The organism is Streptomyces sp. NRRL S-920 (assembly GCF_000717945.1).
GTDB classification, from domain to species: domain Bacteria; phylum Actinomycetota; class Actinomycetes; order Streptomycetales; family Streptomycetaceae; genus Streptomyces; species Streptomyces alboniger.
Map to the genome: position 1 here is coordinate 40,927 of NZ_JODF01000002.1, position 25,542 is coordinate 66,468.

Consider the following 25,542-nt stretch of genomic DNA (forward strand, 5'->3'; position numbering starts at 1 on the left):
ATGCATGAACGGATCGGTTGAACGGCAGCGGCCCTCCCCCGTGCGAGCCTCCTCCACGTCTCTTTGACCCCATGAGGAGCTGATGTGCACGTGACCTCCCCCTCCTTCATCCAGTCCGGGATGAGGTATCTCTGTCTCCTCGGCCTCGTGGCCGGAAGCGGCCTGTCGGCCGTGCCCGCCGCGCACGCCAAGCCGGGCCCCGCGCCGGACAGGGCCGCCGCGGCCGCCGCCGCGAAACCCCTGCCCGGCGGGCTCGGCCCGTGCGTGCCCGGCAACTGCCCGCCCGATGGCTACCCGCCCGTCCACAACGGGGCGATCCGGTGGCGCGACGCCGGCATCAACATGTACGTGGGTCAGGACTTCCTCGTCCGTGAGCGGGCCGCGGAGGCCGAGGGGCGTGTCGTCGTCCTCGGCGACTTCGACCAGGACAAGGCGGCGGGCTTCAGCGCCGTCTACAACGTCGGCGAGGCCGGTGTCGGCTCCCGCGTGGCGCCTCCGGTGGGCTCGGACTGGCTCACCACCGGAGGGGACGTGCGGGTCGGCACCGGGGAGCGGCTGCTCGCCGAGGGCGGTGTCGTGCGCCATGCCGGCGACACGTCCGGCAGGATCCTCGGCACCCTGCGCAAGGACCCCGACGCGGCCGCCCCGTACGCCGCGCTGCGGGACGAACTGACGGCGGCCAGCCAGTGCTACGCCCACCCCGGGGGCGGTACGCGCACGCCCACCGGCACGGTCGTGCACGCGGGCGGCGAGACGCTGTTCGCCGGTGACGGCGTCTCCGCGCTCCAGGTCTTCAACGTCGACTTCGACATGATGAGCGGCAGCGGCGGCCAGGAGGGCATCCGCTTCACGGGTATCCCGGACGGCGCCACCGTACTGGTCAATGTGCTCGGCACGGCCCGCGCCATCAGCACCTACAGCGGCACCATCGACGACAGCAGCCCGTTCAACCAGCTGCGCGGCCGTCTGCTGTGGAACTTCCCCGACGCCACGTCCGTCGAGTTCAAGGGCACCGGGCAGTTCCAGGGCAGCGTCCTGGTCGGAAACCAGCGCTCCATGACGACGGTCAGCGTGCCGGGCATGAACGGCCGCTTCTTCACCACCGGCTCGCTCACCCACACCAGTTCGGCGTCGGGCGGCGGTGGCCAGGAGTTCCACAACTACCCCTTCGACGGGGACCTGCCCGACTGCGGCGATCCCGTCACCACCGGCCAGGTCGAGGTCGTCAAGAAGGACGAGGACGACGGGGACCGGCTCGCGGGCGCCGAGTTCGAGCTGTGGCGGGAGTCCAACGGCGTCGACGGCTTGCAGACCCGCGGCGCCGACGCGGACACGAAGGTCGGCGACGACTGCGTCACCGAGGCGGCCGGAGCGTGTGCGCGCACGGTGCCGCTCGGCACGTACTACTGGCGCGAGACCAAGGCCCCGAGCGGCTACGAGCTGCCCTCGCCGAACGTCTTCGGCCCGCTGGTGCTGACCGCGGCGAACGCCTCCGACGGCGTGTCGGTCACGGCGACGAACGAGAAGGAGGACGACGACGTCACCGAGGGCGACGTCACCGTCGTGAAGAAGGACAAGAAGACGGGCCTGCCGCTGGCCGGTGCCGTCTTCCAGCTGTGGCGTGAGACCAACGGCACGCCGGGCCTCCAGCGGCGCGGCACGGACCCCGACACCGCAACGGGCGCGCCGTGCACGACGGGGTCCGCGGGCCGGTGCCGCACGAGCGTCCCCCTCGGGACGTACTACTGGGTCGAGACGAAGGCCCCGGACGGTTACGTCCTTCCCGACCCGGCGGTCTTCGGTCCGCTGGTCCTGACCGAGGCGAGCGCTTCGGGCGGGGTCTCCGTAGAGGCGTTCAACGCCACGCGGGACGAGCCCACCACCACGGGCAGGCTCACGGTCCTGAAGAAGGACAAGAAGACGAACAAGCCGCTGGCCGGTGCCGTCTTCCAGCTGTGGCGCGAGACCAACGGCACCCCGGGCCTCCAGACCACGGGCGGGCGCCGCGACAGCCTCGTCGACCGGGGCTGTGCGACGGACGGCCGGGGCCGGTGCGAGTTCCAGGGGCTCGACCTCGGCTCGTACTACCTCAAGGAGACCGCCGTTCCCGACGGTTACGTGCTGCCCCGCAGGACGGTGAGTGGACCGCACGAGGTGACCAGGGGCAATGCCGCCACGGGCGTCACGGTGAAGCTCACCAACGAGCGCGGCGGAGGCAAGAAGGGCAAGTAGGTCAGGTGGGCAAGTAGGAGCACGCGAGGCGTGAAGAAGCCGGGTACGGGTGGTGTCAGCCGCCCGTACCCGGCTTCGTCCCCCAGATGAACAGGTGATCGTCCGTCTTCAGGAGCCCGTACAGCCGCTCGGCGTCGCCCAGTGCGAGGTTCACGCAGCCGCCCGAGCCTGAGGAGAAGAGGTCCGAGCGGGTGCCGTGCAGGGCCTGGCCGCCGTTGAAGAACTGCGCGAACGGCATGGGGACGTTGTAGAGGGTGGAGAAGTGGTCGCGGTTCTTCCAGTAGATGCGATGCCAGCCGCGCCGGGTCTCCAGTCCGTCGCGGCCGCTGCGGACCGGCACGGGGTCGAAGACCAGGCGGCGTCCGGTCTGTGTCCACAGGATCTGCCGGGTCAGGTCCACGCAGGTGACGCGGTACGACCTGGTGGGGCAGTCGCGCCGCTCGGCGGGGTCGCGCCGGATCCGGTCCGCGACGACGAACCGGTAGGTGCGCAGGGAGGCACGCCCGTCCGCGGGGCTGATGCCGAGGCGCTTTTGCAGGCGCCGGATGGCCGCGCAGTCGGCCGGGGACTGCCGCCCGTCGACCGGCAGCCCCAGTTCGCGCTCCAGTTCGCGCTGGTAGGGGGCGGTGCCCGCGTCGCACGGCGGTTCGGGAGCCGGGGCTCCTGCCGCGGCCGGGGGCGGAACGGCCGCGAGGGAGGCGGCCAGGGACAGGGCGGCGATCGACGAGGTGACCCAGCGCATCGCCCCAGCTTCACCGCTGCGCGGCCGTACGAGCGGCGACACGACCCGACAATCCCACGATTGGTCCATGTGTACCCGCGTGAACCCGTGCAACCCTGTCGCAACGTGCCGAGGCGGAGAGTCATGTCATGGACCGTCATGAGAATCCCGAGAGCAAGGACGCGCCCCGCGTGGAGCTGACCCCCGCCGCCGCGGGCCTGCTGCGACGGCTGCGGGAGGCGCACGGGCCGCTGATGTTCCATCAGTCCGGCGGCTGCTGCGACGGCAGCGCACCCATGTGCTACCCCGAGGGCGAGTTCCGTACCGGTGACTCCGACGTACTTCTCGCGTCGCTGACCGTGGATGGCGTGGCGGAGCCCATAACCTTCTGGATGTCGAGGAGCCAGTACGACGTGTGGAGTCACACCCGGCTGATCGTGGACGTCGTGCCGGGGCGCGGCAGCGGCTTCTCGCTGGAGGCGCCGGAGGGCGTACGTTTTCTGATCCGTTCCCGGATGGTGGGGGCATAGCCGCCAACCTCTGGTGAACTCCGCTGACCGCTGGGACAGTTGGGTGGCCCGGCCGACCCCAGGGGGGAATCTGTGACACGGCAGACACAGCACGGCGGACGGTTCAGAGCGGCGCTCGCCCTCGTCTCCACGCTCGGCGCGCTGGCCGGTGCGGCTCTCACGGGAGCGGCACCGGCCAGCGGCGCTGCGGCGAAGGAGCGGCAGCCGGCGGCCACGAGGATCGCGCCGGGTGTCGAGTACCGCTCCTTCGACATCCCGGCCTCGCGCGGCACCGCACGCGCCCATGTGCTCGATGTCGACCTGCGCGATCCGCGTACCCGTGTCGGTCTGCTCTACCCGGGCAAGGTCGCGGCGCGCTCGCCCGTCTCCGCGCTCGCGGACGGGGCCGGCGCGGTCGGCGGGATCAACGGCGACTTCTTCAACATCACCGAGACCCAGCATCCCGGCGTCGAGGCGACCGGCGCGCCGGTCGGCCCGATGATCGCGGACGGCCGCGCGCTGAAGGCCGCCGTCCCGGACGGGCAGCGCTTCGGTCCCGCCATGCCGCCGGGCGTCACCACCCGGGCCGTGCTGGGAGTGGGGACCGACCGCAGGGCGCGTCTCGGCGACCTCGCGCTGGACGGGGAGGTGCGCACCCGGGGCTCCCGCCTCCCGTTGGGCGGGCTCAACCAGTACGCGCTGCCGGTGGGTTCCGTCGGCGCGTTCACCAGCGACTGGGGTGCCGTCTCGCGGGTGCGGGCGACGTGCGGCACGGACACGAGCCGCGGCGCGCCCTGTAGCACGGACACACACGAGGTGACGGTCCGCCACGGGCGTGTCGTGGCGTCGGCCGACACGCCGGGTACCGGCCCGATCGACCCCGGCAGCACGGTCCTGGTCGGTCGCGAGGCGGGCGCGCAGGAGCTTCGCAAGCTGTCGGAGGGCGACCGGGTGGGGGTCAGGCACCGCCTCGTGGCCGCCGATTCGCGTGTTCCCTTCCGCTTCGCGATCGGCGGCTACCCCGTGCTGCGGGGCGGCGCGCCGCTGCCCGGCCTGGACACGACCGCGTCGGCGGTGCGCACCGCGGCCGGGATCTCCGACGGCGGCCGGCGCCTGGTGCTGCTCTCACTCGACGGCTCGCCGGAGTTCCGGACGGGCCTGACGATCGCCGAGGTGGCGCGGACCTTGCGGGAGCTGGGCGCGAGCGACGGCTTCAGCCTGGACGGCGGCGGCTCGTCCACCCTGGTGTCCGCCACGTCCACCCTGGTCGCGCGGGACCCGGGGGCCGATGCCGTGACCGTGCGCAACAACCCGAGTGGCGGGGTGGAGCGTCCGGTCCCCAACGGCATCGGTGTCTTCTCCGGGAAGTGACGGCAGCGCCCCGCGGGCTCACTCCGTGTCCCGCACCGCCACCAGGCCGTTGAAGACGCCCACGTAGGCCGTGCCGTCGGGGCCCAGGGTCACGGGCGCCCAGTTGTTGTCGTACGCGACGCCCGTACCGGCGAGCCGCTTCCATCGGGTGTCGCCGGTGCGGAAGTCGACGGCGGTGAGGTACCACGCGTCGACGCCGAGGCGGTTGGGCTCCTTGGTGTAGAAGTACAGCAGGCCGTTGCCGGTGGAGAGTTTGGGCACGGTGGAGGGGGCGCGCACGTCGCTCTTCCAGACGGTGTCGCAGCCGCTGCCGTCCTCGCGCACGTCGATCCGGCTGACACCGCCGACGACGCTGCGGCCGAGGGTGAGCGAGGTGATGTTCTCGTAGCCGTAGTTGTTCTCGACGACGAGGCTGTCTCCCCAGGTGATCAGCGAGTTGTCGGTGGTGGAGGCGCCGGAGCCGAAGACGGGGACCTTGCAGACGAGCCGCTCGCCGGCCGGTACGTCGGCGCCGCGCCGGTAGACGAGGACGTTCATCCGGTCGTCGGCGTTGTCGGTGATCGCCACGTACTTGTCGCGGGCGCCGAAGAGGTCGGGGGTGGTGCCGGAACCCTGGTTCACCGAGCCGGGTTTGGTGCCGGTGCCGCGGTCGTACGTCTCGCGCCAGAGGATCTTCGGGGTTCCGTCGGGGGCGGCACGGAAGCTGTAGAGGGCGTGGTCGGAGACGATGGAGACGCCGTCCTCGGCGACCGAGAAGGAGTTCTGGATCTCCTCGCCGTCGAGGCGCACGGCCCTGATGTCACCGGAGGCGGGGTCGACGGTCCCTACGCGGCCCTGCCGTGTCACCCACCAGATGCGCCCGTCCCAGTCCGGCATCACGGACGTGACCGGGTCACATTCGCCACTGGGGTAGAGATTTGACCAGGTAACGCAGTCGTGCGGGACGTGTGCCGTCAGGTCCCACTCCTTGTCGACGACGAAGCGCCACCCGCCGTCGGCGGTCCGCTCGTGCGCGAGCCGGACGATGTGCTGCCGGGAGTCGGCGAGGACGAGCCGGTCCTTGTCGTCGAGGTAGGAATAGGCGCCCCCCGAGGTGTCCTTGAAGATTTTGGAGAAGTCCAGCCGGGTGATGGCCTCGACAGTGGAGGGGCGCTGGGGCAGCTTGTACTCGGCGAGCGTGTCCAGCGTCCTCGGGTCGAGCAGCTTGACCTGGAAGCCGGTGAAGGTGCCGCAGACGGTGATGATCCGGCCGTCCCGGTCGAAGGTGACGGTCGCGCACTCGCCGCCGAGCGCCGCCATCCTCTCGCTGTCGACCTCCGGCCGCTTCCCGAGCGGGCCGCCCCAGGGGTACGTACCGCTGCCCGCCGCGTCGGCGTGCATGCCGCTGCGGCCGTTCGCGGCGAGGTGGGGGTGCTGGGGCGGCGGGGTGCCGGGCAGCGGGCGGGCGGCGGCGGGCGCGCCCTCGTAGCTCTTGACGAGCCGGTGCCCGGGCGCTTTGGGGATGTCGTCGGCGTACGCGGGGCCGGCGAGGGACACGGACAGGGCCAGGACACTGGCGAGGACGAGGCGGCGCGCTCTGCTGGACATGCGCCGAAGCTAGAGCGAGCCCCTTGAAGTGTCCATGAAACATGGTCAGTTGTTCATGAACCCGCAAGGAAGAACAAGGAAGAGCACGGTCACGGCTGGATTCCGCTGACGATGTCGGCGGTGGCCGTCAGACCGTCCTGGATGGTCGGCGCCATGCTCGTGCTCGCCAGGTAGAAACCGAGCAGCAAGCAGACGATGGCGTGCGAGAGCTTGAGTGCTCCGTTGCGCAGAAAGACCACCGCAAGGATCACGAGCAGCAGTACGACAGAGATCGAAACGGCCATGGGAAGTACCTCCTCCGCCACGCGGGACCGCGGCTTCCGGCCGTCAGTGTGGCGCAGCGGAGGGGGCGTCCGGGTCTCTGACCTGTGCTCCGAACGGGTTCTACTTGCGCGGAGGTTGATCCGCGGAGATCAGCCGCGGCGGGCGTCGAGGAAGGCTTCGAGCCCCGCGAGGTCATCGGTGTTGAGGTGATCGACCCCGGCGGCGAGCAGCTCGCCCCAGACCGCGTCACGCTGCGGCCCCGGCAGGTCCGGCGTCGCCCAGAACCGGACGCGCTGCCCGCGCTTGTGGGCGGAGGAGACGATGCCGCGCAGCTTGTCGCGCTCGGCCGCGGGGATCGGCCCCGTGCCCTGCCAGCTGAAGTTGAGCGACCAGTTGTCGCTGATCAGCGGGATGAGCGAGGCGGGTGCCGCGGTGCCGAGGTCGGCGAGGCGGCCGTCGTAGAAGGCGTGCCGCACCTGCTGCGCCTCCATCGGGGCGCGCGCGCCGCGGTGGCCGGAGACGACGGCGGTGACCGCGGAACGGCGCACCTTTCCGTGGACGTACGACGTGAACAGGTGGCGGTAGGGCCGCAGGTGGCGGTGGAGTTCGGCGTACGTCGAGGCGCCGTCCGTCTTGATGTCGATGAGGAGTTGGAAGGGCGGGTGGTGATAGCCGCGGTAGACGGAGCCGTGATGGGCGCGTATGCGGGCCGCGAGCGGGTCCAGGTAGAGGGATTCGAGGGTGCGGGAGGGGTCGAGGTCCGCCGGGTCGTGGGCGACCAGGAGCTGTCCGTCGACGAGGAAGATGTCGGCCTCGACGCTGCCGAAGCGGTGGTCGAGGGCGTCGAGGAGGGGCCGTGGGTGCTCGTAGTCGTTGTGGGCGTGGGCGCGGATCAGGGGGCGGGGGCGCGGGCGCGGGTGGCGGCCGCGTTCGCCGGCCTGCGCCTGGGTGGAGAGCACGGCGCTGCCCGCGAGGGCGGCGCCGAGGGTGGTGAGGGCTCTGCGACGGGTGGTGAGGGCCATGTCTGCCTCCCGGGGCGGATGAGCGGGGCGCGGAGTGCGCCGCGGAGTACGACGATGAGCGGAGCCTAGTGAGTATGCGGCCGCGCCCTCGTCAGGACACCTGCTCCGTCCGGGAGTTGGCGTGCTCGACGCCTGGCGTTCACGGCGGCGCGGATCGCGCCCCCGATCGGGGGCGTGCCCCGTCAGGGGCGCGGGGAACTGCGCGACCAGCCACAATCGGCCCGCACCCCGCGAACGCCCCTACCCGGCCAACTCCTCCCACCGCACCGTGCGATCGCACCACCGCTCGAGCAACACCCGGTCATGGCCCACGGCCAGCATCCCCGCACCGGACTCCCGCCGGTACTCCTCCACGACGTGGACGAGTGCCGCCGTCGTCGACGCGTCGAGCATCGCCGTCATCTCGTCGCAGATGAGCCAGCGCGGACGCAGCACCAGCGCGCGCGCCAGGCACGCCCGCTGCAACTGGCCGTCGCTGACCTCGTGCGGCCGCCGCCCCAGCAGGTCCTTGCCGAGGCCGACACGGGCAGCCAGTTCCGGGACGAGGTCCGCGGCCTCCGAGGACCGGCCGACCGCCCGCAACGGCTCCGCGACGAGGTCCCTCAGCGATAGTCGGGGGTCGGCGGACAGCCGCGGCTGCTGGAAGACCACGCCGAAGGCGGTGCGCTGCCGGCGCGGTGCGCGGTGCCGCCAGCCCCGCGCGGCCTCGCCGTCGATGACGACCTGCCCGGCGTCGGGCCGGTGCAGCAGCGCCGCGACCCGCGCCAGCGTCGACTTGCCGCAGCCGCTGGGGCCGAGGAGCCCGACGGACTCGCCGGGGGTGATGGTGAGATCCACGGACCGGACGACGGGGGCGCGCCGGTCGTATCCGGCGGTGATGGCGCGCAGTTCAAGCACGGGGTGCCTCCAGCACGTCCACGTGGGGGTGGTGGCAGGCGGCCCCGCCGGTGAGCGCGGGCACGGTGGCGCACGCCGTGTCGGCCCGGTCGCAGCGCGCGGCGAACGCACACCCCTCGGGGAGCGCGGTCAGCTCGGGCGGCATGCCGGGGACGGGCGTGAACTCCCGCTCGGGCAGGGCGTTGAGGAGCCCCCGGGCGTAGGGGTGCCGGGGCCCGCGCGCGCCGAAGAAGTCGGCGGCGTCGGCGATCTCGACGACACGGCTCGCGTACATGACGGCGACCCGGTCGGCGATGCGCTCGGCGGCGGCCAGGTCGTGGGTGATCAGGAGCAGCGCGCGGTCCTCCCCGACGTGCCGGCGCAGTTCGTCGACGGTGCGGTCGACGAGTTCGCGGTCGAGGCCGGTGGTGGGCTCGTCGGCGAGCAGCAGCGGTGCGTCGCCGATGAGGGCGAGCGCGGTGGCGGCGCGCTGGGCGAGGCCGCCGGAGAGTTCGTGGGGGTAGCGGTCGAGGTGGCCCGCGGGGAACGCGGCCCGCTCGGCGGCGTCCTCGGCGGCGGCCCGCAGCCGCGGCTTGCGCACCCCGGTCAGCTCGCGCAGGGTCTCCTCCAGCTGGGAGCGCACGGTGCGGACCGGCGTCAGGTGCGCGGCGGGGCTCTGCGGTACGAGGCCGACGCGCCGCCCGCGGACGGTGCGGGCGAGGGTGCGCTCGTCGGCGGTGAGCAGATCGGTGTCGCCGAGCAGCGCCGACCCGGCCGTCTGCGCGTTCTCGGGAAGCAGCCCGAGCAGCGCGGAGGCCAGCACCGACTTGCCGCAGCCGCTCTCGCCGACCAGGGCGAGGCACTCCCCCGCCGCGAGGTCGAAGGTGGCGTCGGTGACGGCGGAGACGTGGGTGGCGCCCCGCATGCGGAAGCGTACGGACAGACCCTTGACGGAGAGGACGGGGACCGTCACAGCATCAGCTCCGATCGGCGCCGGGGGTTGATCCGTTCCCGCCAGGCGCCCGCGAGGCCCGCGATCGCCAGCGTGGGCACGATGATGAACAGGCCGGGGAAGAGCGTCGGCCACCAGTCGCCCGCGAGGAGCGAGCCGCGCGCGCTCTGCACGAGCGTGCCGAGGCTGGCCTGGTGGGTGGGCAGGCCGAGACCGAGGAAGGACAGCGCGGACTCGTGCCAGATGGCGTGCGGCACCATCAGGACGGCGGCGAGTCCGGCCTGCGGCAGGACGCCGGGCAGCAGGTGCCGCACGGCGACGCGCAGCCGTGAGGCGCCGCCGGAGATCGCCGCGTCGATGTAGGGCCGCGAACGCAGGGACAGCACCTCGGCGCGCACGATGCGGGCGGTGGAGAGCCAGTGCGTGAGCGCCACGGAGACGACGACGGGCCAGACCCCGGGCCGGAACATCGCGACGATGAAGATGCCGAGCAGCAGGTGCGGCACGGACGAGAAGACGTCCACGAGCCGCATCACGACCCGGTCGACCCATCCCCCGGAGGCGGCCGCGAGGGCGCCCACGGCGGTGCCGATGACGGTGGCGACGACGGCCGCCACGACGCCCACCAGCAGGGAGACGCGCAGGCCGTAGACGCAGCGCAGGAGCAGGTCGCGGCCGATGTCGTCGGTGCCGAAGGGGTGCGCGAGCGACGGCGGCCGCAGCTTGGCCGCCAGGTCGACGGCCTGCTCGTCGAGGTTGACGAGCGGGGGCACGACGAGGACGGCGAGGACGACCGCGGCGACGATCACCGCGCTGGTGCGGACCCGCCACGCGCGCGTGGAGCGACGCACGCCCCCATGGGCGCGCCAGACGATGTCGGTCGTGTCAGCCATCGAAACCCACCCTCGGATCGGCGAGGCCGTACAGGAGGTCGGCCACGAGGTTGCCGAGCAGCACCGCTGCCGTGGCGAGCGCGGTCAGGGCGGCGAGCAGCGGGAAGTCGACGGAGGTCGCGGCCTGCACGGTGGCCGCGGCGATGCCGGGCCAGCTGAAGACGGTCTCCACCAGAAGCGCCCCGGTGATCAGTTCGGGCACGCGGGAGCCGATGAGCGTGAGCACCGGGAGCATGCCCGAGCGCAGGGCGTGCCCGAGCAGGACGGTCCGTTCGGCGAGGCCACGCGCGCGTGCCCCGCGCACGGGGTCGTCGCCGAGGGCGTCACCGACGCCTTGACGGACGTAGAGGACGAACCAGGGGAGCTGCGAGACCGCCAGCACCCCGGCGGGCAGCACCAGGTGGGTCGCGACCTGGCCCGCGGTCACGGCGGAACTGGCCGTGTCGGTCAGGCCGCCCGAGGGCAGCACGCCCAGCTTCAGTGCGAAGAGCCAGACGGCGAGCAGTCCGAGCCAGAACGGCGGCGCGGCCTCCAGGGTGTACGCGAGTGAGGTCACCACCCGGTCGAGCCAGCCGCCGGGGCGGCGGGCGGCGAGGACGCCGAGCGCCGTGCCGAGGAGGATCGCGACGAGGAACGCGGTCGCGGCGAGGAGCACGGACCAGCCGACGCGCTCGCCGATGACGTCGGCGACGGGCTGGCGGAGCGTGCTGGAGTCCCCGAGGTCCCCGGTGAGGGCCGAGGTCAGCCACTCCCACCAGCGGGCGGCCAGCGGCCGGTCGACGCCGAGGTTGGCGCGCAGCTGGTCGAGGTTGTCCTGCGAGGCGGTGAGTCCGGCCGTGCCCGCGTACGCCTTGACGGGGTCGAAGGGCGAGGCTGCGGCGATGGCGAAGACACCGAAGGTGACGACGAGCAGCACGGGTACGGCGAACAGGGCCCGCCGTCCCACCAGGCGTGCCATCGGCGCCCAGGGAAGCCGGCGCGCGGCCCGCTTCCCCGGGGCCTTGGATATCGCGGAGGTCACTTGGCGGGCTGCCAGTCCTCGACGTTCCACCAGGGGCCGGACGCGAGGCCGTGGTCGTGCGGCTCGACCTGCGTGCTCAGGTCGCCGAAGCGCTTGTCGACGACGTAGAGGTGGTCGATGTGGGTGAGGAAGGTGTAGCCGGGGTTCTTCACCAGCTCGCGCTGGATGGTGTCGTAGGCCTTCTGGCGCTTGGCGTGGTCGCCGCTCTTGCGGGCGTCCTCCAGGGCCTGGTCGACCTTCTTGTTGTCGTAGTGCGCCATGTTGTTGAAGCCGTCGCCCGCGAGGGAGGACTTCAGCAGCGTGTACTGGTCGAAGTCGGGGTCGGCCGGGGAGCCGCCGCCCGCGAGGACGGCGTCCTTCGGCATGCGGGGCTCGATGACCTCCCATGTGCCGGACTGCACCTCGACCTTGATGCCGAGCTTCTTGGCGTCGGAGGCGTAGGCGAGGGCGTGGTCCTGGCGGAGCTTGTCGCCGGAGAGGTACCAGAGCGGGAACGTGGCCCGGACGCCGTCCTTCTCGCGGATCCCGTCCTTGCCCGGCTTCCACCCGGCGTTGTCGAGGATCTTCTTGGCCTTGGCCGCGTCGAACTCGCGCTCGGTGCCCTTGGTGAACCACGGGCTGTCGGTCGGGACGGGCCCGTAGGCCTCCTTGCCGGCGCCGTCGAGGATCGAGTCGACCATGGCCTTGCGGTTCACGCCGATGTCGAGGGCGCGGCGGATGTCGGTGTCCCCGGCAACCTCGTTGCCGGTGGGCAGCGTGACGACGCGGTAGTCGAAGGTCTTGGCGGCGTACGTCTTCTTCCCGCCGTCCTCCTCGTACTTCTTCGCGAGGTTCGGCGGCAGGATCGCGCCGTCCAGCTCACCGGCGTCGAGCCGGGTCGCGCGCACGTCGTCGTCCTTGATGATCGCCATCGTGAAGTTCTTGATCTTCGGCGCGCCGCCCCAGTAGCCGGGGTTGGCCTTGAAGGTCAGCTTCTCGCCCTTGGACCACTTCACGAGTTCGTAGGGGCCCGTACCGACCGGCTTGGTCGTGAAGGCGCCGGTGTTCACGTCCTGCTTGCCCGCGATGTGCTCGGGCGCGATGGGCAGGACGGTCCGCTCGGCGAACGGCGCGTAGGGGTACTTCAGGTGGAAGACGACCGTGTCGTCGCCCTTGGCCTCGACGCTCTTGACGGCGTCCAGCTCGGTCTTGGAGGCGTTGTTCGTCTTCTTGTCGAGGATCGTCTCGTAGGTGAAGACGACGTCCTTGGCGGAGAAGGGCTTGCCGTCGCTGAACTTGACGCCCTCGCGCAGCTTGTACGTGTACGTCTTGCCGTCGTCGGCGACCTTGGGCAGGTCGGCGGCGAGCGCGGGCCGCAGCTTCATGTCGGCGTCGTGCGTGAGCAGCCCGTCGAAGATCTTCGAGTTGCCGTCCTTGCCGTAGCCGAGGAGCGGGCTGAGGGTGTCGGGCTCGTACGCGATGCCGACCACCGCCGAGTCCTTGGCGCCCCCGGCGCTGCCGTCGCCCGGCGCCGAGCAGGCGGAGGCCGCCACCGCTATCGCGATGGCCGCCGCCGCGCCGCCCGTGCCCCGTATCGATCGGGCCCTCATGCTCCACACCCCTACTGAAGATCAAGCGTTGTTGCGAACGGGTCGCAATTATGCCTTACGCAGTAAGGGCCCCAGGTCAGGGCGCCGGAAGCGCGACAAGATCGGCCACTGCCGCGCGGTGGTGGCCGGCCGTGCCGTAGGCGATGGAGTCGGCCTTGGCGCGCTTGAGGTAGAGGTGCACGGGGTGCTCCCAGGTCATGCCGATGCCGCCGTGCAGCTGAAGCGCCTCTTCGGCGGCGCGCACGGCCACCGGCGCCGCGTAGGCCTGCGCCACCGCCGATGCCAGGTGGGGCTCGTCGCTGCCGGTGGCCAGCGCGTCGGCGGCATGGCGGGCGGCGGCACGGGTGTTCACGACCTCCAGCCAGAGCTGGGCGAGGCGGTGCTTGAGCGCCTGGAAGGAGCCGACGGGCCGGTTGAACTGGTGCCGCTCCTTCACATACCGAACCGTCTCGGTCAGGCACCACTCGGCGACGCCCAGCTGCTCGGAGGCGAGCAGCGCGGCCCCGGCCCTGAGCCCTTGCCCGACCGCGAAGCCCGCGTCCGGGGCGAGGGCCCGCGCGCGTGCCCCGTCGAAGGTGACGGCCGCGAGGGGGCGTGTCAGGTCGAGCGAGGTCTGCGGGGCGATGTCCACGCCGCTGTCGGCGGCGTCCACCGCGTGGAGCCCGCTGCCGGTGGGCACCAGAAGCAGGTCGGCGGCGGTGGCGTCCGCGACCCCTGTCACCCGGCCGTGCAGGGCGCCGCCCTCTTCCCGTACGGCGAACCGGCTGTCCCCGCGGGCACTCGACAGTGGCATGGCGAGCACGCCGATCCTGCGGCCGGAGGCGAGCGCGCCGAGCAGTTCCCGCGCCGCCTCGCCCTCGCAGGCGAGCAGCGTCTCGGTCGCCACCACCGCGCTGGTCAGATACGGCACGGGCGCCACCGCCCGGCCCAGCTCCTCCAGGACCACGGCCGCCTCGCGATGGGTGGCTCCCTGGCCGCCCAGTTCCTCGGGCACGAGGAGGCCCGCGAGGCCCATGCCCTCGGTGAGCGCCTTCCACAGTTCCCGGTCGTGCGGGGTACTGCTCTCGGCGCGGGCGAGGACGGACGCGGCGTCGCAGTGGTCGGTGAGCAGGTCGCGCACCGCGGAGCGCAGTGCCTCTTCCTCTTCGGAGTAGAGCAGGTCAGTCATCGCGCGAGGTCCTTCCAGGCGACGTCCTTGTCGGTGCGCGGCTCGGAGGGCAGGCCAAGGACGCGCTCGGCGACGATGTTCAGCAGGACCTCGCTGGTCCCGCCCTCGATGCTGTTGCCCTTGGACCGCAGATAGCGGTAGCCCGCCTCGCGGCCCGTGAAGTCGACCAGTTCGGGCCTGCGCATCGTCCAGTCGTCGTACAGCAACCCCTCCTCGCCGAGGAGTTCCACCTCCAGGCCGCTGATCTCCTGGTTGAGGCGGGCGAAGCCGAGCTTCATGCCGGAGCCCTCGGGTCCCGGCTGGCCCGCGACGAGCTGCTGACGCAGCCGCTCGCCGGTGAGCCGGGCCACCTCGGCGTCGACCCACAGCTTCATCAGCCGCTGGTGGAGGTCGTGGGTGCGCAGCTCGGGGCGCTCGCGCCAGACCTTGGCGACGGGGCCGATCATGCCGCCCTCGCGCGGGATGCGCATGCCGCCGATGGAGACGCGCTCGTTCATGAGCGTGGTCTGGGCGACCTTCCAGCCCTCGCCGACCGCGCCGAGGCGGTGCGCGTCGGGGATGCGTACGTCGGTCAGGAACACCTCGTTGAACTCCGCCTCGCCGGTGATCTGGCGCAGCGGCCGCACGTCGACGCCCGGGTCGGTCATGTCGCACACGAAGTACGTGATGCCGCGGTGCTTGGGCTGCTCCGGGTCGGTGCGGGCGATGAGGATGGCCCAGCGGGCGCTGTGGGCGCTGGAGGTCCACACCTTCTGGCCGTTGACGATCCAGTCGCCGCTCGCCTCGTCGCGGACGGCGCGCGTGCCGAGCGCGGCGAGGTCGGATCCGGCGCCCGGCTCGCTGAAGAGCTGGCACCACACCTCCTCGCCGGTCCACAGCGGCCGCAGGAAGCGGCGCTTCTGTTCCTCGGTGCCGAAGCCGAGGACGGTCGGCGCGGCCATGCCGAGGCCGATCCCGATCCGGCGCGGGTCGTTGTCGGGCGCGCCCGCGGCCTCCAACTCGGCGTCCACGACGGCTTGCAGGGAGCGGGGCGCGCCGAGGCCGCCGAGGCCCTCGGGGTAGTGCACCCAGGCGAGTCCGGCATCGAAGCGGGCCTTGAGGAAGTCGCCGCGGTCGGTGCTCGCGGGCGGGTGCGCGGCGAGGAACTCCCGTGTGCGCAGGCGCAGTTCGGTGGCGTCGGTCATGCGGCACCGCCCTGGGGGAGGACGGCCACGCGGCCGGTGGTGGCGCCGTCGGCGACGCGCTGCACGGCCTGCGCGGCGCCGGCCATCGGCACCCGCTCGCTGATCAGCGGCTTGATGGCGCCCTTCGTGGCGAGTTCGGTCAGTTCCTCGTGGCAACGGGCGATCGAGCGCGGGTCCTTGGTGTTGTAGAGGCCCCAGTGCAGGCCCATGATCGTGTAGTTCTTCACCAGGGCGTGGTTGAGCGCGGGCGAGGGGATGGTGCCGCTCGCGAAACCGACGACGACAATCCGGCCCTCGAAGGCCACGCACTTGGCGGACTTGGTGTACGCGTCACCGCCCACGGGGTCGTAGACGACATCGGCGCCGCGGCCGCCGGTGGCCTCCTTCACGGCGGCGACGACGTCGTCCGCGCGCCGGTCGAGGACGAGGTCGCAGCCGAGTTCGCGCGCGACCCGCGCCTTGTCCGCGCCGCCGACGACTCCGATGACCTTGGCGCCCGCGGCCTTGCCGAGCTGTACGGCGGCGCTGCCGACGCCGCCCGCGGCCGCGTGCACGAGCAGGGTCTCGCCCTCCTGGAGGTGCGCGCGGCGGTGCAGGCCGAACCATCCCGTCTGGTAGCCGATGTGCAGCGCGGCGGCCTCGGCGTCGTCCAGTGCGTCGGGTGCGGGCAGCAGGGCGGCGGCGTCCGCGACGGCGTACTCGGCGAAGCCGCCGTGGGGCAGTGCCGGGTTGGCGATCACGCGCCGCCCGTCCTCGGTCTCGCCGCAGATCTCCACGCCCGGCGTGAAGGGCAGCGGGGGCCTGATCTGGTACTGGCCGCGGCAGAGCAGCGCGTCCGGGAAGTTGATGTTCGCGGCGCGGACCTTCAGCAGCACCTGCCCGTCGCCTGGCTCCGGGCGGTCCACCTCGGCGAGGCGCATCACCTCGCCCGGCTCGCCGTTCTCGTGCACTTGCCATGCCTGCATGCGGGGCCTCCACGGGGCTGTCGTAGACCGTGCTCGTTCCGCATACTAAGCGGTCGCTTGCCGCGAGGGAACCGTCAGTCGCCCTTCTCCTTCCGCGAGGGCCGCGCCCGTACGTGCATCCGCTCACCCTGCGGCCCGAAGAGGCTGAGGAACTCGGCTCCCCCCTCGCCCGTGGCCCCGAACCAGTGCGGGACCCGGGTGTCGAACTCCGCGGCCTCGCCGGGGCCGAGCACGACGTCGTGGTCGCCGAGGACCAGTCGCAGCTTTCCCGAGAGGACGTACAGCCACTCGTATCCCTCGTGCGTCTGCGGGTCGGGCACCTGCGAGGCGCGGGCGGGCTCGATGACCTTGTACGCCTGGAGGCCGCCGGGCTGCCGGGTGAGCGGCAACATGGTGCGGCCGTGCCGGACGATCGGCTTGGCCCGCACGCGCGGGTCGCCCACGGGCGGGGCGCCCACCAGTTCGTCCAGGGGGACCTGGTGGGCACGGGCGATGGGGAGCAGCAGTTCGAGGCTGGGCTTGCGGTTGCCGGACTCCAGGCGGGACAGGGTGCTGACCGAGATGCCGGTAGCGGCGGAGAGAGCCGCGAGGGTGGCGCCGCGCTCCTTGCGGATGCGGCGCAGCCGGGGGCCGACCTCGGTGAGGACCTGATCCATCTCTTGCGGTACGTCCGTCTCTTCGCTCATGGCTCCATCATGGCGCACTTCTTGCGGTACCGGCAAAGAGACTTGTCGCTTCCGCGCCACAGGGGAGATGGTCTTCGGACGGAACAAAACGAAACGGAACGCACGCAACGCGAGGGGAAGCGGATGTACGACGTAGTAGTCATCGGAGGCGGCGCGGCGGGTCTGAGCGCGGCGCTCGTGCTCGGCAGGTCGCGGCGGCGGGTCCTCGTCGTCGACGCCGGCGAACCCCGCAACGCGCCCGCCGCGCACATGCAGGGCTATCTGTCGCGCGACGGCATGCCGCCCGCGGAGTTCCTCGCGGAGGGGCGGCGGGAGCTGGAGCGGTACGGGGTCGAGGTGATCCGGGGCCGGGTCGCGGAGGTGGTGCCGGACGGCGGCGGTGAGTTCGATGTGCGGCTCGCGGACGGCGGGGCGGCGCACGGGCGCCGGGTCGTCATGGCCACGGGCCTGGTGGACGAGCCGCCCGCGGTGCCGGGGGTGGCCGAGCGCTGGGGCCGCGATGTGCTGCACTGCCCGTACTGCCATGCCTGGGAGGTGCGGGACCAGGCGTTCGGCGTCCTCGCCCCGGAGCCGTTCAACAGCCACCAGGCGCTGCTCGTCACCCAGTGGTCCAAGGACGTGACGCTCTTCCTGCACACCGTGCGGGACCTTCCGGACGCGGAGTGGGAGCGCCTCGCGGCCGCCGGGGTCTCGGTGGTGCGGGGCGAGGTCGCGGGCCTGGAGGTCGCGGACGACCGGCTGACGGGCGTACGGCTCGCCGACGGCCGGGTCTTCCCGCGCTCGGTCCTGTTCGTCGCCGCGAAGCCGGTCCCCCGCGACGGTCTGCTCACCGCGCTCGGCGCCGGGACCAGGGACACCCCGGCCGGCCCGTACCCGGCGGTCGACGAGGTGGGCCGCACCACGGTCCCCGGCGTCTGGGCGGTCGGCAACGCGGCGGGCCCCACGGAGCAGGTGATCAACGCGGCCTCGGCGGGCTACCGGGCCGGCCTCATGATCAACGCCGAGCTGGTGATGACCGACATCGACACGGAGACCGCCCGTCGCCGGGCGGGAGCGTTCTCCCCCGAGACGGAGGCGGCGGTGGCACGGGTGGTGGCGGGTGGTCGGGGGAGCGGCCTCTAGAACCGCGGGAACGCGCGGGGTGGCGTCGCGCGTCCGGGGGTGCCGGGGCCTCCCCGCGGGGCGCGGGCGCGCTGCTGCGGGGGGCTCAGCGCAGCCCTGCGGGGGGGCCTTCCCGCCCGGCGACGGGCTGGCACCGCGGCACGGCCGGTGGCGGGCAACCGGGGTACCGCCTCCGGGCCGGTCGGGGCCTCGCCCCGCCAAAGTTGCCGCCATGGCGCATTCACCCCGTCCGCGATATCGATGCCCGCATGACTGACGAGAACGCACGAGGCGGCGTCGCGTTGCCGGGGCTGCTCGGGGCTCCCCCGCTGGGGGCGAGCGCGTTGCCCTCGGGGACCTACGACCGTACGGTCGTGCTGGTCACGGGTGGGGGGACGGGGCTCGGGAAGGCGATCGCCGCGGAGTTCGCCCGGCTCGGGGCGGACCTGGTGATCGCGAGCCGTAACGCGGACCGGCTGAAGGCCGCTCGGGACGAGCTGGCGGCGCTGGGCGGTCGCGTGACGGCCGCCGTGTGCGACATCCGGGACCCCCGGCGCGTCCGCGAGGTCTTCGACACGGCGGGCGAGGCGTACGGCCTGCCCGACGTCCTGGTGAACAACGCGGCCGCGAACTTCCCCGTGCCCGCCGAGGACATGTCACCGCGCGCCTGGAGCGCGGTCGTCGACATCACCCTCACCGGCACGTTCCTCATGAGCCGCGAGTTCGGCCGCCGCCACCTGGCCGCGGGCACCCCCGGCTCGATCATCGACGTCGGGGCGTCGTACGCGTGGACGGGCGGCCCCGGCTTCGCACACAGCGCGGCCGCCAAGGCGGGCGTGAAGAGCCTGGTGGAGACGCTGGCCGTGGAGTGGGGCCCGTACGGCATCCAGGTCAACGGCCTGGTGCCGGGGCTGATGCCGCACGACGACATGACGGCGGATATCCGCGGCAACCTCGAACGGGCGGAGGCCGCAGGCGGTCACCGCGTGCACGAGCAGCACCGTCCGCCGGACGACAAAGCCTCCCGCCAGCCCGCCCTGCGGGTCGGCCTGCCCCGCGAACTGGGCTGGGCCGCCACCTTCCTGGCCTCTCCCTACGCCCGCTTCATCACGGGCCACACTCTGGTGGTCGACGGCGCCAACTGGCAACGGCGAGGCCTCGTCAGTCCGCCGGTGGTGACGGTCCGGGAGCAGTTGGGCAGAGCGGCGTTCGAGGGCTGACCGCGGCCTCACCTCCCCTCGAACGTCGGCGTGCGCCCCTCCCCCTTCGCCCCGTACCCCTCCCGGGAGTCCTCCGAGGTGAGGGTGATCGCCGCGTTCATCGCCACGCGGTCGAGCGCCCCGGCCAGCCCCGCGTCGGCGTACGCGTCGATGCCGCGCTTGATGCCGCGCACGGCGAGCGGGGCGTTCGCCGCGATCTCGGCCGCCAGCGCGTACGCCGCATCCGCCAACTCACCTGGCGGGACGACCTGTTGGAGCAGGTGCAGCCGTTCGGCCGTGGCGGCGTCGATGCGGCGCCCGGTGAGCGCGAGGAGCTTGGCCCAGCCCGCGCCCGCCTCGCGCGCGACGCGCAGGTCGCCGCCCGCGTCGACGGCGACGCCCACCTGAGCCTCGGGGAAGGCGAACACCGCGTCGTCCGCGGCGACCCGCACGTCCGCCATGAGCGCCAGCTCTAAGCCGAAGCCCAGGCAGTACCCCTGTACCGCCGCGACCACCGGCTGCGGAAGCCCGGCGAAGGCCCGGAAACGCTCGTGGGCCCAGCGCACGCCCTCGTACGTGCGGTGGGCCCGTTCGGCACCGGAGCGGCCCGTGATCGCGCCGCCCGGCGCCGTGATGTCGATGCCCGCGCAGAACGCCCGGCCCTCGGCCCGCAGCAGGACCGCCCTGATCGAGTCGTCGAAGCGGATCCGGTCGGCGAACAGGCCCAGTTGGCGCGTCGACTCCCAGCTCCACGCGTTGAGCTTGCCGGGGCGGCAGAGGGTGAGGATCCCGATCCCGTCCTCGACGTCCAGGCGCAGCCGCTCCTCGCCCGCCGGGATGTCCCCGCCGATGGTGTCGATCATCCGCACCCCCACGCCGCGACGTCTCTGATGGGCCGTCAGGGTAGGGGTGCGGCTCCTTCTTCTGAAGGCTCAGCGGCTGAAGACCTCGAAGCCGACGGCCGGCCTGCCGCCGAAGCGCGGCGCGAGCGCCTCGGCGTTGCCCGTCAGGAACGTACGGCAGTACTTCTCGGGGTCCTCGTCCGTCAACGCCTCGATGTAGGTGCGGTGTTCGAGGAGTGAGGCCACCGAGCGGTCCAGCCCCGCCGACGCGTCCACCGCGTGCGTGGGCGTCGACGAACCGGCGACGGCGACCCAGCGCACGCCGTCCCACGGTTCGAGGCCCTGCTCGGCGATCAGCTCGGGGAAGATCCAGCGGTTGCCCGCGTCCGCCGCGGCGTCGAGCGTGGCCCGGCCCACCGCCACGTGGTCGGGGGTGTTCCAGGCGACGCCGCCCCACGTGTCGCGGTAGTTGAGCGTGATGACCAGCTCGGGCCGGTGCCTGCGGATCGCGGCGGCGATGTCGCGGCGCAGCGCCGTGCCGTACTCGATGACGCCGTCCCTGTGGTCGAGGAACTCCACCGTGTCCACGCCGACGACGGCCGCGCTCGCCCGCTGCTCCCGCTCGCGCAGCGGCGCGCAGGTGGCGGGGTCGATCGTGTCGATGCCGGCCTCGCCGCGGCTCGCCAGGAGGTACGCGACCTCACGGCCGCCGTCCGTCCAGCCCGCGATCGCCGCCGCGCACCCGTACTCCAGGTCGTCGGGGTGCGCGACGACGGCGAGCGCGCGCCGCCAGTCCTCGGGCATGGGGGTGAGCTGGGCGGGCGCTGCGGCCTCGGCTGCGGTGTGCGACTCGGTCATGACCGCAGCCTAACCGGGCCCCGTGTCGAGGAGTTGCCCGCGGCCTGACCAGGCCCGCGTCAACGAGCGGACCGCGCCTCACACCTGCCCGTACCTCACACCTCCCCGTACCTCACGCCTCCCCGCGCACCATCGCGAGCAGCCGGTCGAGGACCCTCGGGCCGCCCGCCCGCAGCCCGTCGTGTTCGAACTCGTCCGTGACCCAGGTGCGCAGCCCTCGGATGGCGCGGGCGGTGCGCAGCGAGTGCCCGGCGTCCACGTACATGTCGTCGTGGTAGACCGCCGCGGCCACGGGCACCTCGTTCGCCGCGAGGCGGTCCACGTCGTACAGGCGCGGCCAGTCGGTGCGCGCGGCGAGCAGGTCGGCGGTCTCGCGCAGCGGGCGCAGCGCGGGATCGGTGTCGAACATCCAGTGCTGCACGGCCTCGCCGGTGAACAGCACCGGCTCGTCGCCCGCCAGCGCCTTGCCCGCGTCGAACGCCGGGAACTGGGCCCGCACCCGCTCGGCCGCCCAGTCCGTGGGCCGCTCGTCCTGACCGTAGATCGCCTCGTGCAGCACGGCGAAGAGCGGGTTGCCCGCGTGCGAGAGGGCGGCCTGCACGTTCTCCTGGAACGCGTCGGAGAGCACGGTCCCCGACGGCGTACGGACGAAGGCGTCCTCCAGGAGGTAGTGCAGGCGGTCGCTCCCGTCGCCCATGCCGAGCAGCATGCCGAGGGACTGGAAGGCGGGGACGGTGAGTTTGTAGCCGCCGTTGAGGACCGGCTCGTGCTCGGCGAGGTGGGCGGCGATACGGCGGGCGCGCTCGACGTCCTGCGGGTAGCGGGCGTAGTGCGCGGCGCTCTTGCGCGCCATGTGCGGATAGGTCGCGCGGTACACGTCGTCGGCGTGGCCGTCGAGGGGCGGCAGGCCGCCGGTGACGATCGCGGCGGCAAGGCCCTCGGGCGCCGCCGACAGGTAGTGCGTTACGCAGAAGCCGCCGAAGCTCTGGCCGAGGACGGTCCAGGGGGCGCCGCCGGTCACCTCGGGGCGGATCGCCTCGCAGTCGCGCACGATGGAGTCGGCGCGGAAGTGCGCGAGGTAGTCGGCCTGTTCGCGGGGGCCGCCGCGCAGCGGGAGCGTCTGGCGGTTGGCGGGCGAGGAGTTGCCGGTGCCGCGCTGGTCCAGCAGGAGCACGCGGAAGTCCCGCAGGGCGCGGGCGAGCCAGGACTCCTTGCCGTGGAAGCGGGGGGCCGCGCAGCCCGGGCCGCCCTGGAGGTAGACCAGCCAGGGCAGGTCCGCGCCGACGTGCGACGCGGAGACCACTTCGCGGGCGTAGATCTCGATCCGCTCCCCCGCCGGATCGTCGTGGTCGAGCGGCACGCTGAAGCGGCGGTCGGCGAGGACGACTCCCGGCTGGCGGTACATGAGGGTCAAAGCTGCTCCTGGGCACTTGTTCGAGGGCTGATCCCGGGACCAGTCCAGCACATCCGCAGGCGCGTACGAACGACTCCCCCGGTGCTCCACCGCCACGTACGCTGCATCCATCCGATGATCCACGAGGAGGAACCCGCGATGCGTGTCGCCCTGTTCCTGACCTGTGTCAACGACACGCTCTATCCGGATACCGGCCGCGCGGTGGTGAAACTGCTGACCAGACTGGGCGTCGAGGTCAACTTCCCGATGGCGCAGACCTGTTGCGGGCAGGCGCACTACAACACCGGCTACCGGCATCAGGCGGAGCCGCTCGCCCGGCATTTCACCGATGTCTTCGGGGCAGATGCGTACGACGCGATCGTCACGCCGTCCGGTTCGTGCGGGGCGATGGTCCGCGAGGCGTATCCCCGCATGGGCGAGCGGGCGCGGGCCGAGGGGCGCGGAGGCGGCCTCGCGCGGCACCTCGCGCCGGTGGTCCCGAAGACGTACGAACTGACCGAGTTCCTAGTGGACGTCCTCGGGGTCACGGACGTCGGGGCGTACTACCCGCACAAGGTCACCTACCACCCGACCTGCCACGGTCTTCGCGGCCTCGGACTCGGTGAGCGGCCCGCCCGGCTGCTCCGGGCGGTCAAGGGGCTCGAACTGGTGGAGCTGCCCGGCGCCGAGGAGTGCTGCGGCTTCGGTGGCACCTTCGCCGTGAAGAACTCCGATGTATCCGCGGCGATGGGCGTGGACAAGGTCCGCCACGCCGAGTCGACCGGCGCCGAGGTGCTGTGCGCGGCGGACAACTCCTGTCTGACGCACATCGGCGGCACGATGGCACGGCTCAGGAGCGGCGTACGTCCCGTCCACATCGCGGAGATCCTGGCGAGCACGGAGATGTCGGCCAGCGCGGAGATGTCGGCCAGCGCGGAGATGTCGGCGAGCGTGCAACAAGAGTCCCTGTCATGAGCGGCGGCACCTTCGTGGGCATGCCCGCCTTCCCCGAAGCCGCCCGTGAGGCGGTGGGCAACACGACGCTGCGCGCCAACCTGCGCCACGCGACCCACACCATCCGCGACAAGCGCGCGAAGGCCGTCGCCGAGCTGGCCGACTGGGCGGAGCTGCGCGAGGCGGGCAAGCGCGTCAAGGACCACACGCTGCGCCGTCTCGACCACTACTTGGTGCGGTTGGAGGAGTCCGTCGTCCGCGCCGGGGGCACCGTGCACTGGGCGGCGGACGCCGAAGAGGCGAACCGCGTCGTCGCGGGCCTGGTCAAGGCGACCGGCGAGACGGAGGTGGTCAAGGTCAAGTCGATGGCCACCCAGGAGATCGGCCTCAACGAAGCGCTCGCGGCCGAGGGCATCCGCGCCTACGAGACGGACCTCGCCGAACTCATCGTGCAGCTCGGCGACGACCGCCCCTCGCACATCCTGGTGCCCGCGATCCACCGCAACCGCGGCGAGATCCGTGACATCTTCGAGCGGGAGATGGGCAGTTGGGGCCGCCCGGCACCCGAGGGCCTCACCGACTCCCCCGGCGAACTCGCCGAGGCGGCCCGCCGCCACCTGCGGGAGAAGTTCCTGCGCGCGAAGGTGGGGATCTCCGGGGCGAACTTCATGGTCGCGGAGACCGGCACCATGGTCGTCGTGGAGTCGGAGGGCAACGGCCGGATGTGCCTCACCCTTCCCGAGACGCTGATCTCCGTCGTCGGCGTCGAGAAGGTCGTCCCGGCCTGGCGCGACCTGGAGATCTTCCTCCAGACGCTCCCCCGCTCCTCGACGGCCGAGCGCATGAACCCGTACACCTCGATGTGGACCGGAACCACCGACGAGGACGGCCCGAGCGCCTTCCACCTGGTCCTGCTCGACAACGGCCGCACCGACACGCTCGCCGACGAGGTGGGCCGCCAGGCCCTGCGCTGTATCCGCTGCTCGGCGTGCCTGAACGTATGCCCGGTCTACGAGCGGGCGGGCGGCCACGCGTACGGCTCGGTGTATCCGGGTCCGATCGGCGCGATCCTCAGCCCGCAGCTGCGAGGCACCCGGAGCGAGATCGACGCCTCCCTGCCGTACGCCTCCACGCTCTGCGGGGCCTGTTACGAGGTGTGTCCGGTCGCCATCGACATCCCCGAGGTCCTCGTACATCTGCGAGAGCGCGTCGTCCAGGGCGGCGCGGTCACCCGGCACGGCAACAGGGTGACGCTGAAGCCCGCCAAGGGGCACGCGGCGGAGCGGGCGGCGATGCGCGCGGCGGGCCTGGCGTTCACCCGCCCCGGGGTGCTGCGTCTCGGCCAGCGCCTCGCGTCCCGCACCCGGCGGCTCCATCCGCGCACGCTGCCGGGGCCGGGGCGGGCCTGGAGCGCGACCCGGGAGCTGCCGAAGGTCCCCGCGGAACCGTTCCGCGACTGGTGGCAGCGCACGCGCGGCGGCAAGACCGAAGGGGACGGAGAGTGAGCAGCAGGGACCGGATCCTCGGCCGGGTGCGGCGGGCACTGGCCGATGTGCCGGACGACGAGACCCCGTACGAGCGGGTGGTGGGCCGCGACTATCTGCGGGAGCACGGTGAGCGCACGGCCGGACAGACCGTCGACCTGCTCGCGGAGAACCTGGCGGACTACCGCGCGCTCGTGCACCGCTGCGCCGATGCGGAGCTGCCCGAGCTGCTGGCGCGGCTGCTCGCCGCACGCGGCTCAAGGACCGTGCTCGTGCCGCCCGGCCTGCCCCCGCACTGGCTGGCGGCCGCCGCTGCCACGCGCGTCCCCGACCGGGCCGCGGACACCGCGCGCGATCTCGACCGGGTGGACAGCGTCGTCACCGGCTGCGCGGTCGCCGTCGCCGAGACCGGCACGCTGGTCCTCGACGGCTCCCCCGACCAGGGCCGGCGCCGCATCACCCTCGTCCCCGACCACCACATCTGTGTCGTACGCGTTCCCGGCCAGGTCGTCCCGTCCGTGCCGCGCGCCCTCGGACGGCTCGACCCGCGACGGCCGCTGACCTGGATCTCGGGACCGTCCGCCACCAGCGACATCGAGCTGGACCGGGTGGAGGGGGTGCATGGGCCGCGCACCCTGGAGGTGGTGCTGGTGAGCGGCGGGTGACGGGCG

General features: G+C 72.7%; 24 protein-coding genes. 8 read left to right on the forward strand and 16 right to left on the reverse strand.

What is annotated here, in order from left to right; genetic code table 11:
• The first annotated feature begins 90 nt into the window (after positions 1 to 90).
• Positions 91 to 2,232, forward strand: coding sequence for a choice-of-anchor A family protein (locus IG54_RS42440; protein WP_199809484.1), 2,142 nt, complete (start codon positions 91 to 93; stop codon positions 2,230 to 2,232).
• 55 nt (positions 2,233 to 2,287) lie between these two features.
• On the opposite strand, the gene IG54_RS0101660 is transcribed toward IG54_RS42440, so the two are convergent.
• Positions 2,288 to 2,974, reverse strand: a complete 687-nt coding sequence (locus IG54_RS0101660) for a L,D-transpeptidase (RefSeq protein ID WP_030776260.1) — start codon at positions 2,972 to 2,974, stop codon at positions 2,288 to 2,290.
• Positions 2,975 to 3,102: 128 nt separating this feature from the next.
• Here IG54_RS0101660 and IG54_RS0101665 point away from each other — a divergent pair, with 128 nt between their 5' ends.
• Both IG54_RS0101665 and IG54_RS0101670 read left to right on the forward strand, forming a co-directional pair.
• Positions 3,103 to 3,483 carry a DUF779 domain-containing protein gene (locus IG54_RS0101665; RefSeq protein WP_030776263.1) on the forward strand — a complete coding sequence of 127 codons (381 nt, stop codon included), beginning with the start codon at positions 3,103 to 3,105 and terminating at the stop codon, positions 3,481 to 3,483.
• A gap of 72 nt (positions 3,484 to 3,555) precedes the next feature.
• On the forward strand, positions 3,556 to 4,833 hold the full coding sequence (locus IG54_RS0101670; RefSeq protein WP_030776265.1) for a phosphodiester glycosidase family protein: 1,278 nt from the start codon (positions 3,556 to 3,558) through the stop codon (positions 4,831 to 4,833).
• A gap of 18 nt (positions 4,834 to 4,851) precedes the next feature.
• On the opposite strand, the gene IG54_RS0101675 is transcribed toward IG54_RS0101670, so the two are convergent.
• From IG54_RS0101675 to IG54_RS0101730, 12 genes are all read right to left on the reverse strand, one after another.
• Positions 4,852 to 6,420: a hypothetical protein gene (locus IG54_RS0101675; RefSeq protein WP_030776267.1), complete on the reverse strand. Its 1,569-nt coding sequence runs from the start codon at positions 6,418 to 6,420 to the stop codon at positions 4,852 to 4,854.
• Positions 6,421 to 6,509: 89 nt separating this feature from the next.
• Positions 6,510 to 6,704 carry a hypothetical protein gene (locus IG54_RS0101680; RefSeq protein WP_030776270.1) on the reverse strand — a complete coding sequence of 65 codons (195 nt, stop codon included), beginning with the start codon at positions 6,702 to 6,704 and terminating at the stop codon, positions 6,510 to 6,512.
• 129 nt (positions 6,705 to 6,833) lie between these two features.
• Positions 6,834 to 7,706: a phosphatidylinositol-specific phospholipase C/glycerophosphodiester phosphodiesterase family protein gene (locus tag IG54_RS0101685; RefSeq protein WP_030776272.1), complete on the reverse strand. Its 873-nt coding sequence runs from the start codon at positions 7,704 to 7,706 to the stop codon at positions 6,834 to 6,836.
• Between the two features lie 240 nt (positions 7,707 to 7,946).
• Entirely contained in the window at positions 7,947 to 8,603 is a 657-nt protein-coding gene (locus IG54_RS0101690) for an ABC transporter ATP-binding protein (protein ID WP_030776274.1), read from the reverse strand.
• On the reverse strand, positions 8,596 to 9,507 hold the full coding sequence (locus tag IG54_RS0101695; RefSeq protein ID WP_078593633.1) for an ABC transporter ATP-binding protein: 912 nt from the start codon (positions 9,505 to 9,507) through the stop codon (positions 8,596 to 8,598). Before IG54_RS0101695 ends, IG54_RS0101690 begins: the two co-directional genes overlap by 8 nt.
• Positions 9,508 to 9,551: 44 nt before the next feature.
• Entirely contained in the window at positions 9,552 to 10,427 is an 876-nt protein-coding gene (locus tag IG54_RS0101700; protein ID WP_030776280.1) for an ABC transporter permease, read from the reverse strand.
• Positions 10,420 to 11,385: an ABC transporter permease gene (locus IG54_RS0101705; RefSeq protein WP_030776283.1), complete on the reverse strand. Its 966-nt coding sequence runs from the start codon at positions 11,383 to 11,385 to the stop codon at positions 10,420 to 10,422. Before IG54_RS0101705 ends, IG54_RS0101700 begins: the two co-directional genes overlap by 8 nt.
• A gap of 59 nt (positions 11,386 to 11,444) precedes the next feature.
• Entirely contained in the window at positions 11,445 to 13,037 is a 1,593-nt protein-coding gene (locus IG54_RS0101710) for an ABC transporter substrate-binding protein (RefSeq protein ID WP_030776286.1), read from the reverse strand.
• Between the two features lie 76 nt (positions 13,038 to 13,113).
• The gene (locus IG54_RS0101715; RefSeq protein ID WP_030776287.1) at positions 13,114 to 14,205 is read right to left on the reverse strand and encodes an acyl-CoA dehydrogenase family protein; all 1,092 of its coding nucleotides are present in this window, start codon (positions 14,203 to 14,205) and stop codon (positions 13,114 to 13,116) included.
• Positions 14,202 to 15,389, reverse strand: coding sequence for an acyl-CoA dehydrogenase family protein (locus tag IG54_RS0101720; RefSeq protein WP_030776289.1), 1,188 nt, complete (start codon positions 15,387 to 15,389; stop codon positions 14,202 to 14,204). Before IG54_RS0101720 ends, IG54_RS0101715 begins: the two co-directional genes overlap by 4 nt.
• Positions 15,386 to 16,354, reverse strand: coding sequence for an NADPH:quinone oxidoreductase family protein (locus IG54_RS0101725; protein WP_030776292.1), 969 nt, complete (start codon positions 16,352 to 16,354; stop codon positions 15,386 to 15,388). The genes IG54_RS0101720 and IG54_RS0101725 overlap by 4 nt, the downstream gene beginning before the upstream one ends.
• Before the next feature lie 74 nt (positions 16,355 to 16,428).
• Positions 16,429 to 17,040 carry a helix-turn-helix domain-containing protein gene (locus IG54_RS0101730; protein WP_030776295.1) on the reverse strand — a complete coding sequence of 204 codons (612 nt, stop codon included), beginning with the start codon at positions 17,038 to 17,040 and terminating at the stop codon, positions 16,429 to 16,431.
• A 123-nt stretch (positions 17,041 to 17,163) separates the two neighbouring features.
• On the opposite strand from IG54_RS0101730, the gene IG54_RS0101735 reads away from it, so the two are divergent.
• Positions 17,164 to 18,162, forward strand: coding sequence for an NAD(P)/FAD-dependent oxidoreductase (locus IG54_RS0101735; RefSeq protein WP_030776297.1), 999 nt, complete (start codon positions 17,164 to 17,166; stop codon positions 18,160 to 18,162).
• Positions 18,163 to 18,410: 248 nt separating this feature from the next.
• Complete coding sequence (locus tag IG54_RS0101740) at positions 18,411 to 19,361, forward strand: SDR family oxidoreductase (protein WP_078593608.1); 951 nt, start codon at positions 18,411 to 18,413, stop codon at positions 19,359 to 19,361.
• Between the two features lie 8 nt (positions 19,362 to 19,369).
• Here the strand turns inward: IG54_RS0101740 and IG54_RS0101745 are convergent, their stop codons facing one another.
• The 3 genes from IG54_RS0101745 to IG54_RS0101755 all read right to left on the reverse strand — a co-directional run bounded on the left by IG54_RS0101745 (position 19,370) and on the right by IG54_RS0101755 (position 22,454).
• Positions 19,370 to 20,203 (reverse strand): enoyl-CoA hydratase/isomerase family protein, encoded by an 834-nt coding sequence (locus tag IG54_RS0101745; protein WP_030776303.1) that lies wholly within the window; start codon positions 20,201 to 20,203, stop codon positions 19,370 to 19,372.
• A gap of 69 nt (positions 20,204 to 20,272) precedes the next feature.
• A complete protein-coding gene (locus IG54_RS0101750; protein ID WP_030776306.1) occupies positions 20,273 to 21,040 on the reverse strand; it encodes a PIG-L deacetylase family protein in 768 nt (255 codons plus the stop codon).
• 112 nt (positions 21,041 to 21,152) lie between these two features.
• A complete protein-coding gene (locus tag IG54_RS0101755) occupies positions 21,153 to 22,454 on the reverse strand; it encodes an alpha/beta fold hydrolase (RefSeq protein WP_030776308.1) in 1,302 nt (433 codons plus the stop codon).
• Positions 22,455 to 22,592: 138 nt separating this feature from the next.
• Here IG54_RS0101755 and IG54_RS0101760 point away from each other — a divergent pair, with 138 nt between their 5' ends.
• Genes IG54_RS0101760 through IG54_RS0101770 form a run of 3 tightly spaced genes read left to right on the forward strand, consistent with a single transcriptional unit; the run spans position 22,593 to position 25,536 of the window.
• Positions 22,593 to 23,408, forward strand: a complete 816-nt coding sequence (locus tag IG54_RS0101760) for a (Fe-S)-binding protein (RefSeq protein WP_051819216.1) — start codon at positions 22,593 to 22,595, stop codon at positions 23,406 to 23,408.
• On the forward strand, positions 23,405 to 24,892 hold the full coding sequence (locus tag IG54_RS0101765; protein WP_030776313.1) for a LutB/LldF family L-lactate oxidation iron-sulfur protein: 1,488 nt from the start codon (positions 23,405 to 23,407) through the stop codon (positions 24,890 to 24,892). Before IG54_RS0101760 ends, IG54_RS0101765 begins: the two co-directional genes overlap by 4 nt.
• Complete coding sequence (locus tag IG54_RS0101770) at positions 24,889 to 25,536, forward strand: LutC/YkgG family protein (protein WP_030776316.1); 648 nt, start codon at positions 24,889 to 24,891, stop codon at positions 25,534 to 25,536. The genes IG54_RS0101765 and IG54_RS0101770 overlap by 4 nt, the downstream gene beginning before the upstream one ends.
• Positions 25,537 to 25,542 lie beyond the last annotated feature (6 nt).